General features: G+C 44.6%; 17 protein-coding genes. 8 read left to right on the top strand and 9 right to left on the bottom strand.

All coding sequences use genetic code 11. The features are described 5' to 3' along the window. Window positions 1-16: 16 nt before the first annotated feature. Window positions 17-190 (top strand): hypothetical protein, encoded by a 174-nt coding sequence (locus MMG82_RS10775; protein ID WP_052183963.1) that lies wholly within the window; start codon window positions 17-19, stop codon window positions 188-190. Between the two features lie 88 nt (window positions 191-278). On the opposite strand, the gene truC is transcribed toward MMG82_RS10775, so the two are convergent. Then, a complete protein-coding gene (gene truC / locus MMG82_RS10770) occupies window positions 279-1115 on the bottom strand; it encodes a tRNA pseudouridine(65) synthase TruC (protein WP_047534626.1) in 837 nt (278 codons plus the stop codon). After that, complete coding sequence (locus MMG82_RS10765) at window positions 1102-1422, bottom strand: YqcC family protein (RefSeq protein ID WP_047534624.1); 321 nt, start codon at window positions 1420-1422, stop codon at window positions 1102-1104. Before MMG82_RS10765 ends, truC begins: the two co-directional genes overlap by 14 nt. 147 nt (window positions 1423-1569) lie before the next feature. Between MMG82_RS10765 and MMG82_RS10760 the strand changes: the two genes are divergently transcribed. Beyond that, on the top strand, window positions 1570-2583 hold the full coding sequence (locus tag MMG82_RS10760) for a DUF3549 family protein (RefSeq protein WP_037416706.1): 1014 nt from the start codon (window positions 1570-1572) through the stop codon (window positions 2581-2583). After that, window positions 2580-2966, top strand: coding sequence for a DUF3301 domain-containing protein (locus tag MMG82_RS10755; protein WP_047534621.1), 387 nt, complete (start codon window positions 2580-2582; stop codon window positions 2964-2966). The genes MMG82_RS10760 and MMG82_RS10755 overlap by 4 nt, the downstream gene beginning before the upstream one ends. A gap of 1831 nt (window positions 2967-4797) precedes the next feature. Here MMG82_RS10755 and MMG82_RS10750 read toward each other — a convergent pair. After that, window positions 4798-5103, bottom strand: a complete 306-nt coding sequence (locus MMG82_RS10750; protein WP_037416696.1) for a DUF962 domain-containing protein — start codon at window positions 5101-5103, stop codon at window positions 4798-4800. Beyond that, on the bottom strand, window positions 5096-5734 hold the full coding sequence (locus MMG82_RS10745; RefSeq protein WP_037416694.1) for a GNAT family N-acetyltransferase: 639 nt from the start codon (window positions 5732-5734) through the stop codon (window positions 5096-5098). The genes MMG82_RS10750 and MMG82_RS10745 overlap by 8 nt, the downstream gene beginning before the upstream one ends. A gap of 145 nt (window positions 5735-5879) precedes the next feature. Between MMG82_RS10745 and MMG82_RS10740 the strand changes: the two genes are divergently transcribed. Continuing rightward, window positions 5880-6113: a DUF2789 domain-containing protein gene (locus MMG82_RS10740; protein ID WP_037416690.1), complete on the top strand. Its 234-nt coding sequence runs from the start codon at window positions 5880-5882 to the stop codon at window positions 6111-6113. 39 nt (window positions 6114-6152) lie between these two features. On the opposite strand, the gene MMG82_RS10735 is transcribed toward MMG82_RS10740, so the two are convergent. Then, entirely contained in the window at window positions 6153-6551 is a 399-nt protein-coding gene (locus tag MMG82_RS10735; RefSeq protein WP_047534614.1) for a DUF3192 domain-containing protein, read from the bottom strand. A gap of 147 nt (window positions 6552-6698) precedes the next feature. Here MMG82_RS10735 and MMG82_RS10730 point away from each other — a divergent pair, with 147 nt between their 5' ends. After that, window positions 6699-7082: a hypothetical protein gene (locus MMG82_RS10730; RefSeq protein WP_172588835.1), complete on the top strand. Its 384-nt coding sequence runs from the start codon at window positions 6699-6701 to the stop codon at window positions 7080-7082. Further along, complete coding sequence (locus MMG82_RS10725; RefSeq protein ID WP_172588834.1) at window positions 7082-7855, top strand: Zn-ribbon-containing protein; 774 nt, start codon at window positions 7082-7084, stop codon at window positions 7853-7855. The genes MMG82_RS10730 and MMG82_RS10725 overlap by 1 nt, the downstream gene beginning before the upstream one ends. Window positions 7856-7940: 85 nt before the next feature. Here the strand turns inward: MMG82_RS10725 and syd are convergent, their stop codons facing one another. Further along, on the bottom strand, window positions 7941-8591 hold the full coding sequence (gene syd / locus MMG82_RS10720) for a SecY-interacting protein (RefSeq protein ID WP_241406842.1): 651 nt from the start codon (window positions 8589-8591) through the stop codon (window positions 7941-7943). Window positions 8592-8650: 59 nt separating this feature from the next. Here syd and queF point away from each other — a divergent pair, with 59 nt between their 5' ends. Then, window positions 8651-9511, top strand: a complete 861-nt coding sequence (gene queF, locus MMG82_RS10715; RefSeq protein ID WP_037416675.1) for an NADPH-dependent 7-cyano-7-deazaguanine reductase QueF — start codon at window positions 8651-8653, stop codon at window positions 9509-9511. A 47-nt stretch (window positions 9512-9558) separates the two neighbouring features. Here queF and MMG82_RS10710 read toward each other — a convergent pair whose 3' ends face one another. Next, on the bottom strand, window positions 9559-10503 hold the full coding sequence (locus tag MMG82_RS10710; protein ID WP_241406841.1) for a LysR family transcriptional regulator: 945 nt from the start codon (window positions 10501-10503) through the stop codon (window positions 9559-9561). A gap of 122 nt (window positions 10504-10625) precedes the next feature. On the opposite strand from MMG82_RS10710, the gene MMG82_RS10705 reads away from it, so the two are divergent. Further along, window positions 10626-12617: an alkyl sulfatase dimerization domain-containing protein gene (locus MMG82_RS10705; protein WP_241406848.1), complete on the top strand. Its 1992-nt coding sequence runs from the start codon at window positions 10626-10628 to the stop codon at window positions 12615-12617. Window positions 12618-12681: 64 nt separating this feature from the next. On the opposite strand, the gene MMG82_RS10700 is transcribed toward MMG82_RS10705, so the two are convergent. Both MMG82_RS10700 and MMG82_RS10695 read right to left on the bottom strand, forming a co-directional pair. Next, entirely contained in the window at window positions 12682-13227 is a 546-nt protein-coding gene (locus tag MMG82_RS10700; protein WP_241406840.1) for a hypothetical protein, read from the bottom strand. A gap of 147 nt (window positions 13228-13374) precedes the next feature. Then, window positions 13375-14367, bottom strand: coding sequence for a 4'-phosphopantetheinyl transferase superfamily protein (locus tag MMG82_RS10695; protein ID WP_241406839.1), 993 nt, complete (start codon window positions 14365-14367; stop codon window positions 13375-13377). Between the last annotated feature and the right edge of the window lie 230 nt (window positions 14368-14597).

The raw sequence follows: 14597 nt of genomic DNA, 5'->3' as shown, positions 1-14597 counted from the left end.
ATGAGGAACTAAACTGATGCGACAGAGCAATAGGCAAAAACACCTCAAGCACCAACATAAAAGCACTCAAATTAGACGTAAACATTACTTTCATGCCGCCCAGCAAAACCTGCAAACGCCACTTAAGCCCACCACGGGATTTTCAAGCTTAGTCACCTTAATGCAACAACTAAAGCTAGCGAGTCGTTAAGCTGTTAACATCAGGGCCAACAGCAAGTAAACAGGCCACACGATCTTAGTCACGCAAATAAACACGTGGCGACCTAATACATTTCAGCTTAACCCGCAATCAATATGCTGGGTGTGGAAGATAATGCGCTATCATCCCAACCTAGGCGAGCAAAAACGGTTTCCCATTCTGGCTCAAGCTCTGTTTCAATGCTTAAGCGCTCATGGGTTATCGGGTGAGTGAAGGTTAATTTTTTCGCAATCAACCATAGTCGATTGATGTCAAAATGGGTTCTAAAAAATGCATTTTGCTTACCATCACCATGGGTGGTATCACCAATAATCGGATGACGTAAGTGCGCCATATGGCGTCTTAGTTGATGCTTGCGCCCCGTTTTAGGACTCAGTTTAACTAAAGCAAATCGACTCGTTGCATAACGTCCTGACGGATAGGGGATTTCAGCATTGAGTAGCGGTTCATATTGAGTCACCGCTTCTTGGGCTGCTTTATCTTGATTTGAGAACTTATCCGCCACTTCATCCAATTCAACCTTGAGCGCATAATCCAATACACCACTCTCGTGCATATTGCCACGCACCAACGCTAGGTACTGTTTTTCGATACTATGGTCGGCAAATTGTTCGCAAAGCGCGTTAGCCACTTCACTATTTTTGGCAAATAACAACACGCCAGAGGTCGGTCTATCTAAACGATGTACCGGAAACACATGACACCCCACCAGATCGCGTGTTAATTGCATCGCAAAAAAACGTTCACGGCGTGCCAAATAACTGCGATGTACCAGCAATCCCGCAGGTTTGTGGATAGCAACGAGATGATCGTCTTGATATAAAATGTGCAGTTCAGGCGCGGCTTCTACATCATCACTATCGGTATTCAATTGCTTACTCTCTGGCATATCTAACCAGATATCATCTTGGTTCATTTAACAATATATCCAATTCATTTAAGACACCGATTAAGGGTGCTAATGTCGCCTGCTCAGACCACACATGTTCAGCCATAGGCGCAATGGCAATTTGGCTAGGCAAGGGTTGTCCAGCATCGATCAATGCTTGCATTCGCGGGATAAAGATAAACTGCAGCCATTGTTCAAACGACATAAGATCGCAGGCAAACGGCGCAGTACTGGCCATCGCTTTATCACTTGGCGCATTGGCCGACCAAAGTCCAACACGTTGGAGCTCGTGAATAATTTGGGCTAATTTTATTTGAGTTTGGCTGTAAAGCATCAATGTAACGTCCTTTAGCTCGCGGTCAATAGAAGATAACACTCAGCGACAGGGGGCGATAAAAGTGTGGCAATCATACCATCGTGAACAACTTCCCCCTATAATGTCGCCAATTTATTGAGCCTTTTTGATTGATATAGCAGCCAAATGACTGAAATTACTACGCTTAGCCAATTTTTAACGACAGCCAAAACCCAATTCCAAGTCTATGAACTGGGTCGAAGGGTACAGCACATCGATATGTTGGCCTTCCATCAAATCGAATCTCTAGCCACACCTTATCCCTACCCTATTCAAGGCCATGCACAGTTTGCCATTGTTTTTTGGAATGAAAGCCAGCAGCATTTTATTTGGTTCCTCAAGCTTCCTTTAGATGAGCAAGGTCTACTCTCGCCTGCACCCCGTTCACAATTTATTGAAATGGTGCTCACGGCACTGGGACAAGATCCAACTCAGCCATTAACCGATGAACAGCAGGATCGCCTCGCCAATAATCCATTTAGTTTTAAACCTAGCCAAGAGAAACTAGCGTTATTCAACGCCTTAGTGCGTAAGCAATTAGGGTTAAAGGCATCAATCCAATATGAATTTGCCATGCAATACTTATCAGGCCAAATTGCTCCGAGTGAATGGCAACATATTGGCCTGCAAGGTTTGAGTGATGTTTGTGTCCGTCTCAATGAATTAGATCATGAGCAACATATCCTTGCCAGTTTTGACCATGCCGCCATTGAAGTGCAAATCGCTCTATGCCAGTGCCTCGAACATCTACAGTTGACTGAGGCTATTGCGGAGAAGATCTTTAGTAAGTTCATCAAGGCACCTAATGAGTACCAATCCTATTACATGCGAGCATTAGCATCACAGTCTGAATTAAGCCAACAAGCCTTAGCCCACTTACAGCATACAGACCAGCTTGATGCAAACGCCCTCATCAGTATTGCAGGTCGAAATTGGTCGATACTAAAGCAAGAGCTGAGTCGCAGTATTTACTTAGAAGCACTTGCACTTCAGCCGCAAGCCTTTTTTAATCAGGTCTTTGCTGATATTGTGGCTATTCCTAATTTACGCAATCACTTACTGCGTGAATTACGAAATCCCAATCGTAGTGTTCAACTATCACAAGCCATTGGTGGCTTGTTTAAGGCTGCAAGTAAATGATGTCAGATCTTCTGTTAATTATTGCGCTGATTGTCGTTGCCGCTTTCTTTTGGCAACTTCGTCAAATGGCAGAATTAAGCCGTATTTTTGCTGAAAAAGAATGCTGTAGACAAAAAGTACAACTATTGGCGATCGCAATGGAAACCGCTCGTCCTAGCCTTGGCGGCACTACCGGGATCTGTTGGAAGGCAAAGTATCTGTTCGAGTTCAGCACAGATGGTATAAATCAATATCGTGGCCATATATGGATGCTAGGTAAAAAAATTCAAAAGATTGAATGGCCTATATTCCCAGAACCCGAATGGCAAGAAGCACCGACGACGAAAGGTAAATTTGGTGGCTGTGGGAGCCAAAGTAGTTGTAGCTCGGGCAAGTGTCATTAAGTCACTGCCGTTGACCTTTGAGCTGAATTGATAACGCCAAGCCGTATTGATAACACTCAGCCATAGCGCGGCTCAACATCTGCATCATCTGTATGAATACCAAAAAGAAAGGGCGTGATCCTAAGATCACGCCCTTCTGTTCTTTGTTAAGCTATCCCGCTATTTTCGTGCTCCCTGCACCATCCATGCGTCAACTTGCATCCTGCATCATCCCTGTTCAATCCTTGATATCTCCCTGTACTCAAGTACATCCCTATTTCTTGGCGTTCCTTTTACCAAGCTTGCTCTTTCCTGAGCGGTTCCAGCATCATCCATGAAATAGGTTAAGTTGCCTCCTTTCTGCTGCACTCCTTGTGCCATCGCAATCCTGTGCAACTAGGCTATCTATCCGTGATAGTCTATCCTTCCGTGGTTCGTAACGCTTTCATCCTGAAAGTCTTTCCTTACCATTCCGTGAGTGTTAATCCATTAAACACTGTCCGGCCATCCTGACCGCTAACATCCTGTTGTCTCTCGCTCCCTCTGCAAATGAATCTTAGGATAGTCATGATGAAATTTGCGCTAGTTAAAATAAAAAGATAAACCGCAATAATAACGACATAATTAAAAGCAAAAGCTAACACACTGATTAAACTATATTTGATGGAATATGACGGTTTTTATCAGTCAAAAAACTTACAAATTACTTACATACTTGTGAGACATATCTCACAAAGAAACTGGCAATTTTAATCCTCTCAACTAATTTAGTTTGCTTGCCAAGAAAGACTCAGAACCAACCAAGCTGTAAATCGCCGCATAAAGGAGCAATAATCGACAATCTCTTTTATCCCACTACCGTTAAAATTATAAAAATGGACATTTTGACACAGAATTATGAACAGCCTCTAAGCGACGCCAAGTTCCATATACTTTGGTTAGTATCAACCTCTAGAACCAAGCAACTCAAAAGTATCATTGCGCATTGTTATCAATGTATAAGCGGGTTGATATTACAATCTTGATAAGCTGTGAACTGGGTGATTGGACGGATTTGCAATTCAATATTTATAAGATGCCTAGATACAAGCTGCAGCTTCAAAAGACAAAAAAGAAAAGGGCGTACTGTGTACGCCCCATTTATTCTCTGTAAGCCATCCTGCTTATTTGTGCTCCCTGCACCATCCATGCGTTTACGTGCATCCTACAGCATCCCTGTATCCCTAATCCTCCCTGTGTTATGGCTTAACCATAACACTCAATCCTTTGACCCGGAAATCCTATTCCGGCACCAGTCACATCCTATGACTCATTCCATAATGCATCCTGCTCAATGCCTTCCATAGACGAGTACAAGCTGTTCACCCTTATACTTATCCCTTAACTCGATACATCCTGCACCGAGTACATGCTTAATCCTTAAGCTTGTCCTTTATCATCCTGAAACCTGTCGTCCTAACAAGTATTATATCCTGTATCATCCTTGACAAAGCTATCCTGCTTTTCCTTAGCCTATCCTTGGTTTATGACAGTTTTCCTACCGCCAGAGGTTCAAATCCAAGAACCTAAATTAGTTGCTTCTTGCGTCCGTTTCGCCCGTATTGCAATCCGTGCTATCCATGTGTTTTGGCGACAAATAAATTCTACGTGAATTCTGTCTTTGTTGTTCCCCCATAAGAACAACAACCCGGGAAAATCTCATTCAACCAGCAAAGTGGAATTTATAACAAATTGAAATTAAATAACTTTTAAAACTACAGATTATAAAACAATCAAAAAGAAAACATATTGTCTTACAGGCTTTGTAAGCGATCTCTCACACGCTTGTCAGCTTCTTACCGGAATATCAGATTCAATACTTTACTTTTCCCAAAAGAATTTGGACAAACATCACCCAATCCCCCATCAAGCTGTACAAAGGATATTGAAAGGTCGCAGGTCGATTACGCTCAAAGACAAAATGACCAACCCAAGCAAATCCATATCCCACAAGCGGGATCAGCATCAACAACCACCATGCGGCAGTGATAAATGCAGCCCCTAATAAAAACAATACCAGAATACTTCCAATAAAATGTAGCCGCCGACAACGACTGTCTTGATGCTGGGAGAGATAGAAAGGATAAAACTCAGCGAAAGAGCGATAACGTTTATTCATCTTGTTGGCCTGTATAAAAAAGTAATTGCCCAGCCACACCACCAATAGTCAATTCACCCAAGAAAACAAAATCATGTTGTTTAAATAAATGCATATGAGCTTCCTGCGAGGTGAATACCCCAATACCTTCAAGATTTGGCTGCTCATCGCACCAACTCACTACCGCTTGAACAAGTTGATGGCCCAGCCCTTTACCTTGCTCGTTTGGCGCTAAGGCAATAAATTGCAAAATCCCACAACGCTGGCTGGGTAACAGTTCCAAAATAATCGATTCCTTTTTCATCATAGCTTGGGTCGATTGCCACCCCGTACCCAGCAACATTTTGAGCCGCCAGTGCCAATAGCGACCTTCTCCGAGTGGCACTTCTTGGGTGACAACGCAAGCAACCCCCACTAAATGAGCACCATCGAAGAGTCCGATTAAGGCCTGCTTTTGTTGCCATAGAGTATTGAGTTCTTCGCGAATTGCGGCGCGTAATTTTTGTTCGTAGGCAAATTTATCCGCGGTGGATAACGCATTAATGAAAAAGGGATCATCATGATACGCATTGTAGATAATTGAAGCGGCCAAGCGTAAATCTTCTGCGGTGAGATAAACGGCACGATACTCATCCAAGGTTTTATTGTCCATTGTTAGAATTCCTTGATTTAGATCACACTCTTATGAGTCTTTATCAATGTATCAAGGAAACAAAAAAGTGCAAATTTTAATCATCGATTGCATTTCCTAAAGAGATGCATAACCTAGATAAAAAGCTAACCAAGGGAGAGATCGAATGGATACTACGCCAATTGATTTAAGCCATCTATTTGAACAACTGGGATTAGAGAGCCAACCCAATGCTATTGCGCAATTTATTGCGACTCACAAGCTGGCAGCACAAATACACTTAACTGAAGCGCCTTTTTGGACACAAGCGCAAAAGAGTTTTCTCACCGAAGCGTTAGAGGCTGATGCACAATGGACCGAACTGATTGAGCAGCTTGATGCTCAGTTAAGAAAGCCCTAATTTTTTAGGGCTTTCAAGTATATTTTGGGGCAGTTGGGGTTAAATCTTTTGATACGCAGTGTCGCCCCAACCGACTAAAACATGGTTACTCAACACTACAGGCGTACATTCATCCTTAGTGGTTTTACCATCGCTATGGGAGTGCTGAGTGCGATAAAAGAGGACCAACACTTCTTTGTCTGCTTGTCCTGCGCTTTGTTGTAAATAGGACTCGCTAAAGTCTGCTGCTCCCATTAGCGTCATCACTTGGTCTTTGCTCATGCCAAGGCTGAGCTTAGTCAGATTAGTGCGGTTTTTATCCTGTGTTTTTTCCCAAGATTCGCTGCTATCCCACTTAGATTCACCATCGCCGACATTGACCACACAACCGCTAAGACCTAAGCTTGCTAACCCTAAAAACGTGACCGCGATGAGTTTGCGATTAATATTTGCGTTCATATTATGACTTCCTGTGTACTTGTTATAAAAATTGTTAAAAAGCAAAATCAATGCCAAACAGCAATACATTGATTTATAATAACTAAAATAACCACATCACAGTAAGTTAGTGAAAAACACGATATACATTAAGGAATTTCACTTATTATGAGTCCCATTGACCAAGTGTTAGCAGCAGCCTGCGCACTCGAAGCCAGCGGTAAAACACCAAGCCTTGCCCTGATAAAAAGCCGTGTCGGTAACAAAATCCCTATGCCAATATTAATCCAAGGATTACAGCAATTTAAATCGGTACCTAAAGCCGAGCGGGAACGTTTAGCGGCCCAATCACAGCCCGTGGTTGAAGAAACACATACAGCCGAAGCTTCGCCACTCACAGTCGCCACATTGGCGCAACAGTTAGCCCAGTTGCAACAAGGCATTGAACAGGCCCTCGCGTTAAAAAACAACGAGATCATGCAACTCAGAAATGAACTTATCGAGCTGAAACAACGTGTCAGTCAACTCGAATCCCAAGGAAAATCCGCTTAATGTTTGTCACCGAATTGCGCTTTGAATGCTTTGCCGATACAACCATCAGTGCGGCAGAACGTGCCATCAATCAATTACTCGAAGCCTATCGCGCTAATGGTCAAATCCTCGGCCGCGAATTTGCCGTAGCCTTTAATGAGGGCGAATTTCGAGTACGTCTACTCACGCCGGAAAAAAACAGTTTGGCCCATCGTTACCACAGCCCTTGGGTGAAAAAAGCGCTGGCGGAATTAACCGAGGCTAAACTACTGGCGCCACGTGAAAAGTTTATCGGTCAGGATATTAATTCTGAGGTCAGTAACACTGAGCCGCCCAGCTGGCAGCTGCTCTACACTAGCTATGTGCATATGTGTTCCCCCCTGCGTAGTGGTGATAACTTATTGCCTATTCCGCTGTATCAAATCCCTGCGACCTTTAATGGCGATCATAAGCGAGTTATCCGCTGGCAAACCGAGTGGCAAGCCTGTGATGAGTTACAAATGGCGGCCGCCACTAAGGCAGAGTTTGCAGCGCTAGAAGAAATATCGAGCCCAAACAGTGATTTATTTAGACGAGGTTGGGACTTACGTGGCCGAATCGAATACCTTACTAAAATTCCCACTTACTATTATTTGTATCGCGTCGGAGGGCAGGATCTGCAATCTGAGCTGGCACGCCCCTGCCCGCGTTGTGGCAGTCACACCTGGAAGCTCGATGAGCCATTATTGGATATGTTTCACTTTCGCTGCGAACCTTGCCGCATAGTGTCTAACTTGTCTTGGGATCATCAATAGCCTTGCCTTATTGAAGCGTAAACTCGACAGGCTAGATATGCATGTCGAGTTTACTATCTTTAGGCCTTGCTGCATTTCAACGCGCTTAACGCTTACCAATCAGGTTGTGCCACATTCGTTTAAAGCTGGCAAAAATCCCAGGATGCTCGAGCGCTGGCATAGGCAATTCTTCATGTTTCACGGGCGGCGCGATACGTGGCGATAACGCCTCAATAAACGCCGCTAAACTGGGCGCCAATTGGGTAGAGGGAAGCTCGCCGGGGATTTCCACCCATACACTACCATCGGCATTATCCACCGTTAGCATCTTATCGCCCTCATCAAGCAAACCAATAAACCAGGTGGGCGGTTGCTTAAGTTTTTGCTTCATCATTAAGTGACCGATGATATTTTGCTGCAACGCGTCAAAATCCGCCTCGTTCCATACCTGTAGTAATTCTCCTGTGCCCCATGGTGAATCAAATAGCACGGGCGCCGCAAAATACTCACCATAGAAGTAATTGATATCAGACCATAATTTAAGTTCAAGTGCATGCTCAACATTCGCAAAGCTGCCTACTGGTTCACGTTTAATAGGTAACCAGCTCACCGCCTCATCGGATGATTCATCAAACTCTCCTTGAATGCACAAAGATGGCTCACCTCGCGGGTAATATCGCGGTAATTCGCCTAAAGTTGATAGGTAAGACTGATGATAGTTTTGCAAAAATTTATCGAGAGCAAGCAGACAAGACACTTAAGCACAATCCAATTTCGGGTATAATGTGCGCCTATTTTGACATGGAAACAGTATTGATGACACAGAATCACGATCCCTATAGTGATGCAAAAGAACTTGCGAGCTTAACTTTAGGTAAAGCTACTGATTACCAAGCCGAGTATGATGCATCGCTGCTGCAAGGGGTTCCTCGCTCACTTAACCGTAACGCTATCAACCTGACTGCGGAGAGTTTACCTTTCCACGGAGCCGATATCTGGACGGCCTATGAGCTGTCTTGGCTAAATGCAAAGGGTAAACCTATGGTGGCTATCGCCGACATTCAGCTAAGTCATGCAAGCCAAAATCTGATCGAGTCAAAATCCTTCAAACTGTATTTAAACAGTTTTAATCAAACCAAATTCGACAATCTCGATGCGGTGCAAAAAACCTTAGTTAAAGATCTAAGTGAATGTGCCCAAGGCGATGTTAACGTTAAGATTATTGAGCCTAAAAGTTTTGGAATTCAACGTGTCGTCGAACTGCCAGGCACTTGCATTGACGATCTGGATATTGAAGTCAGTGATTATGATTTTAATCCTGATTATCTTGAAAACAGCACAGATGAAAAACAGATTGTCGCTGAGACACTCAATTCTAATCTATTGAAATCAAACTGCTTAATTACCTCTCAACCCGATTGGGGCAGTGTGATGATCCGTTATCAAGGGCCAAAAATCGATCGCGAAAAATTACTGCGCTATTTGATTTCGTTCCGCCAACATAATGAGTTTCACGAACAATGTGTCGAGCGAATTTTTGTCGACCTAAAACATTACTGTCACTGTGCTAAGTTAACTGTATACGCCCGCTACACCCGTCGTGGCGGCTTAGACATTAACCCCTACCGCAGTGACTTTGAGCATCCGGGTGAAAGCCACAGGTTAGCCAGACAGTAATAGATACCTTCTTACAACAATAAGATAAACACGCAAAAAGCGCTGATTCACTCGCTACGAGCCTGAACCAGCGCTTTTTCATTTGTTGTCATGGTACTGGCACTGAGTAATAAACGTCGTAACCATTGATGGCTCGGGTTTTGGGTATATTTACTGCTCCACACCATATATAAATCAATTGGTCTTGTTTTTAGTGGCATAGGTAGTATTTGTAGGCCAAACATTTCAGCGTATTGACTGGCATAACGTAAAGGGGCGATACCTATCGCCTCACTTTTACCTACGGTTGCAAACATACTTAATAGAGAGGACTGTTCACTGTACATCCTGCGCCTTGGTAACACGCCTTCAGTAAACAAATCCCCCGCCGTCAAATTAAAACGCCGCAAATTTAAAAATACGTGTTTTTCCTCAAAATACTGTTGATGAGTAATGGCTCCATGAATACGAGGATGCTGCTTACTGGCAATACAGACTAAACTTTCAGTAAAGAGTAATTTGCTTGAGAGCAAAGTTTGCTGCGCGGGTTTAATATCGATCGCCACCGCAACCCGCTCAAGCAAGATATCGCGATATAACTCAGCCTCCTGTGGCGGCGACTCACGAAAAATCACTTCGATATCCGCATCCAACAATAAAGCTTGCACACCTGCTTGCAGCGTTTCAATAACCGACTCATTGGCATATACATAAAAGCGCCGCTGGCTTGAGCGGGGATCAAAATGCTCAAACCCAAGTAATACGGTTTCGATATCGGCCATGGGTTGCTCAAACTTGCGATACATCTCTCGAGCTACTGCGGTTGGTTCAATTCCACGCCCAACCCGAGTAAACAGCGACTCTCCGACCCATGCTCTCAATCGGCCAATGGCATTACTCACGGAAGATTGGGTTAAATCTAACTCCTGCGCCGCTTGGGTAAACGAACGTGTACGATAAACCACCATAAAAACACGTAATAAGTTTAAATCTAACGGCTTTTGTGTCGGCATAAGGAAAAAACTCATTCACAAGATAAATATTACAACCCAAGCTAACTCGAGTTATCTAAATATACAAGCTGGCTATACTCAAACCATCAACGACACAATCCCACTTATTGGTAGGTAAAATGATGCAAAAATCTTTGATGACAATCAGTATTCTCGCCAGCTTCTCCTTAAGCGCAGTCGCCGCTGAACACGAGCATGAGCACATCAGCCTGCACTATCAAGGCAAGCCTGCTACCAAACAAACCATAGAGGTAAACAAGGCCACAGCAGCCACCCTTAACTTTGCCGATAAAAAAGCCTTTGAAGCGTTTTCGAAGAATCTTATCGCCGAACTCGATGAACCTACGGCAGCGATTTTACGGGCCGATTTCAGCTTTATTGGCGATAAAACTCCTGACACAGTTAACCCGTCACTGTATCGTCAAGCCCAGCTGAATATGGTGTCTAACGGCTTATACAAGGTCACCGACGGCATCTATCAAGTGCGCGGCACCGACTTAGCCAACTTAACCCTTATCCGCGGTAAAACAGGCTGGATCCTGTATGACGTGCTACTCACCAAAGAATCGGCAAAGTTGTCATTGGAATTTGCGCTTAAACATTTACCTGAGGGCAATGATTTACCTGTGGTCGCGATGATTTATTCCCACAGCCATGGAGATCATTTTGGCGGTTCCCGCGCCATTAAAGACATGTTTCCAAACGTCAAAGTCTATGGCTCCCATAACATCACCAAAGAAATTGTTGACGAAAACGTCCTCGCAGGAAATGCCATGAGCCGCCGCGCCGCCTATCAATACGGCGCCACATTAGAGCGAAACGAACAAGGCATTGTCGATGCCGCACTTGCCAAAGGCTTATCCAAAGGCGAAGTCACCTATGTAAAACCCGATATCACCCTTAACAGCAAAGATAAATGGGAAACGCTGACTATCGATGGTATCGAAATGGTGTTTATGGATGCCTCGGGCACAGAAGCTGCGTCGGAAATGGCCACCTATATTCCCTCAATGAAGGCCCTATGGACGGCTGAACTCACCTACCATGGCATGCACAACATTTACACCTTACGTGGGGCAAAAGTACGGGATGCCATCAAATGGTCTAAAGATATCAATGCATTGCTAACACGCTTTGGTGATGATGCGCAGGTACTGTTTGAAGCCCACTCCGCGCCCGTGTTTGGTAATACGGATGTCAACGCCTACTTAAGAATGCAAAGGGATAACTATGGCCTAGTCCATAATCAAACCCTGCGTTTAGCCAATAATGGTGTGGGTATTCAAGATATTGGCGATGCGATTCAAACCACAATCCCCAAAGCCGTGCGCGATACTTGGTACACCAATGGTTATCACGGCACTTATAGCCACAATGCTAAAGCCGTGTACAACATGTATTTAGGCTATTTTGATATGAATCCGGCCAACTTAAACCCATTACCCACAAAGGACGAATCCGCCAAATTTGTTGAGTATATGGGCGGCGCTAACGCCGTGCTTAAACATGCCAAAACCGACTATGCCCAAGGCGAATACCGTTTTGTAGCCACCGCACTCAATAAAGTCGTGATGGCAGAACCTAATAACACAGAAGCCAGACAATTACTTGCCGATACCTATGAACAACTGGGTTATCAAGCCGAAGGCGCTGGCTGGCGCAATATTTATCTGACGGGTGCCCAAGAGTTACGCGCAGGAGTCCAGCCCGGTGCACCTAAATCAGCCTCAGCTGATATTTTAGGTGAAATGGATATCTCAACCCTGTTTGACTTTCTCGCCGTCAAAGTCGATAGCATCAAGGCCGCAGAGCTTGGGCTGTTAAGGCTTAATGTGATTAATCCTGACACTAAAGAAACGCTCTATGTAGAGCTAAGCAATGGTAATTTAAGCAATATTCAAGTTGATAAACCGATGGAGGCTGATACTAATCTTTATATTGATAAGCGTTATATTACCGGTATTTTACTCGGTAAAACGACCCTTAAAGACTTGCTGGCTAACGGCAGTGCCAAACTGGAAGGCGATAAAACCGCTTTCGGTAAAATTATGTCTACCTTAGTCCAGTTCGATGCCAACTTTGAAATTGTCCCACTACCACCGAGTACCAAGTAGATAATTCAACGCCCTGAATATTCAGGGCGTTTTTATAGGATGAGGATGTGAAATTCACACAAGATTAGTTTGTAGAAGTCGTTGCAGGAGGAGTGGCTTTACACTCCAGTAATAACTGCTGAAAATGCGCGCCTAAATCCTGCTGAGCAAATTGCTCACTGGCGAGGGCCATTTGCTTAAGGCTTTGTATGGCTTGCTCGACGCCCTGCTGTTCGATCAAACTTTTAGCATAGGCCGCCGCATCCGCGCCCTTTTGCAGCAAGCTTGCCACTTGATCAAAACTCACCTCTTGTTCCATTAGCTTCTGTAGGTCGCCGAGTAATTCTGTCACCTTGGCCGACTCCACTAAGGCGCCTTCGACATTCACTAACTTACCTAAGGGATCTTGCGTCAGTTTCTCTGTCACGCAGGCCGACACTGTGCCCGCCGCCGCACTTTGAGCCACAACATCGAGTCCGCGGCTACGAATTTGCTCAACTACTTGCTGCAGTTGCGGATCTTGAGCAAGCCATGCCTGCTCTAATTGCTGTTTTTCATCGCCACCAAAGTAGCCACAGCCACCGAGCAGCAGCAAAGTGCTAGTCGACAAAAGGCATTTGAATTTCATCATTAACAACCTTATCAGTGAGTTCTCTTACATGACTATAGCGAGCGAGGTTTAATCTAAAATGAATAATCAAGGAAGGAATAACAAACTCAGCTAAAAGAACCGTAATCTAAATTCAAAGTGACTCATTGCAAGCAAAAGCCTTATCCGCTACTGAGTACATTTGACGACTGAGCATGCCGCCAGTAATCCGGTGATACTGGTTAGCTGCATGGAAATCGCCACATTCCCCAAGCTATGACTATGCATTAAGATCAAACCAAAACGATATTCATCATTGAGCCGACCAAAGTAACCCTGCCAATGCTGTACACCAGAGGTTGTGGCATCGAGTGCTGATCCAGGTTCAATTAGCAGCTTAATATTGGAATAAAGCTGAATATGTGAGGGGAGTTGAAGATAAGAGCGGTGCTTAGCTTGGCTTGGTGAAGCAACGTTCTGCCACTGATTAAGCTCAACCCAGTTACGGGGTTCGGCGGCTTGCAGCGCGCCATCATCAACCGCCAGCAAACTGTTTGGTGCTAAGTCAAAGGCAAAGGATTTCAGTGACTGTGCAAGGCCCAAACCCGTAGCCTTGATGTAGGATTCCTTTAGCGCCCAAAGATCAAAAAAGCGCTGCCGCTGCGCATCTTCACCTTCAAGGGCTAATAAGCCTTCGGCTTCAATCGGGGAAAAATAATGATTAAGGATCGGGTAAATATTAGTGCTGGCGCGGGAGCGCTCGATATCCACTCCCAAGCCTAGACGGGGCTTCGCTGTTATAACGGCTGCGTCCGTATCATCATCTTGCGCTAAGGCAATCAATAACCAGTCGCCACTGTGGCTTAAGTTAAACTCCATGCCAGTACACAGAAACTGCTCATGGCTGAGGCCGGGTTTGCCCTTTTCACCGTATTCAAAACACCAGTCCTGCGGCGCAATCAGTCGTTGGGAGGAGTAAGGTGAGGCTCCACCACGAGATTGCAGTCCTTGGGATAAGACGCAGCGCAGCGCCGCTCGCACCAATAAGCCATTCATTTGTGCCTTGGGTGCCCGGTAACGCGCCACTTTAGCGCGCTCGTCCTCACTCAAGAGCGCCATACAGGCACTCGTGCTAGCCGCATCCATTTCGGTTAATGGTATAAAAAAAAGCTCAATATTCATTAATTTATCCCAACAACACCTGAGTTTAACGGCAGCCCTATTCTACTCAGTTCTGCTCGGCTGACGAACAATATCTGAACCTTACCAATAACCAACTGAATTTTAAAAACTATTTTTGATGAAATTGCATTTAGCTGCTTTGTTCGAAAACAATTTGATCATTAAAAAACCATTTCAAGTCCCATATGATTGTATCGAGCAAAAACCTAGGGTAATCTGCATCACCACTG

Origin of the sequence: Shewanella sp. MM_2022_3, from assembly GCF_022557375.1 — a bacterium.
Taxonomy (GTDB): domain Bacteria; phylum Pseudomonadota; class Gammaproteobacteria; order Enterobacterales; family Shewanellaceae; genus Shewanella; species Shewanella xiamenensis.
The sequence above is the reverse complement of the archived record's forward strand: the minus strand, read 5'-3'. Positions and strand labels throughout refer to the sequence as shown.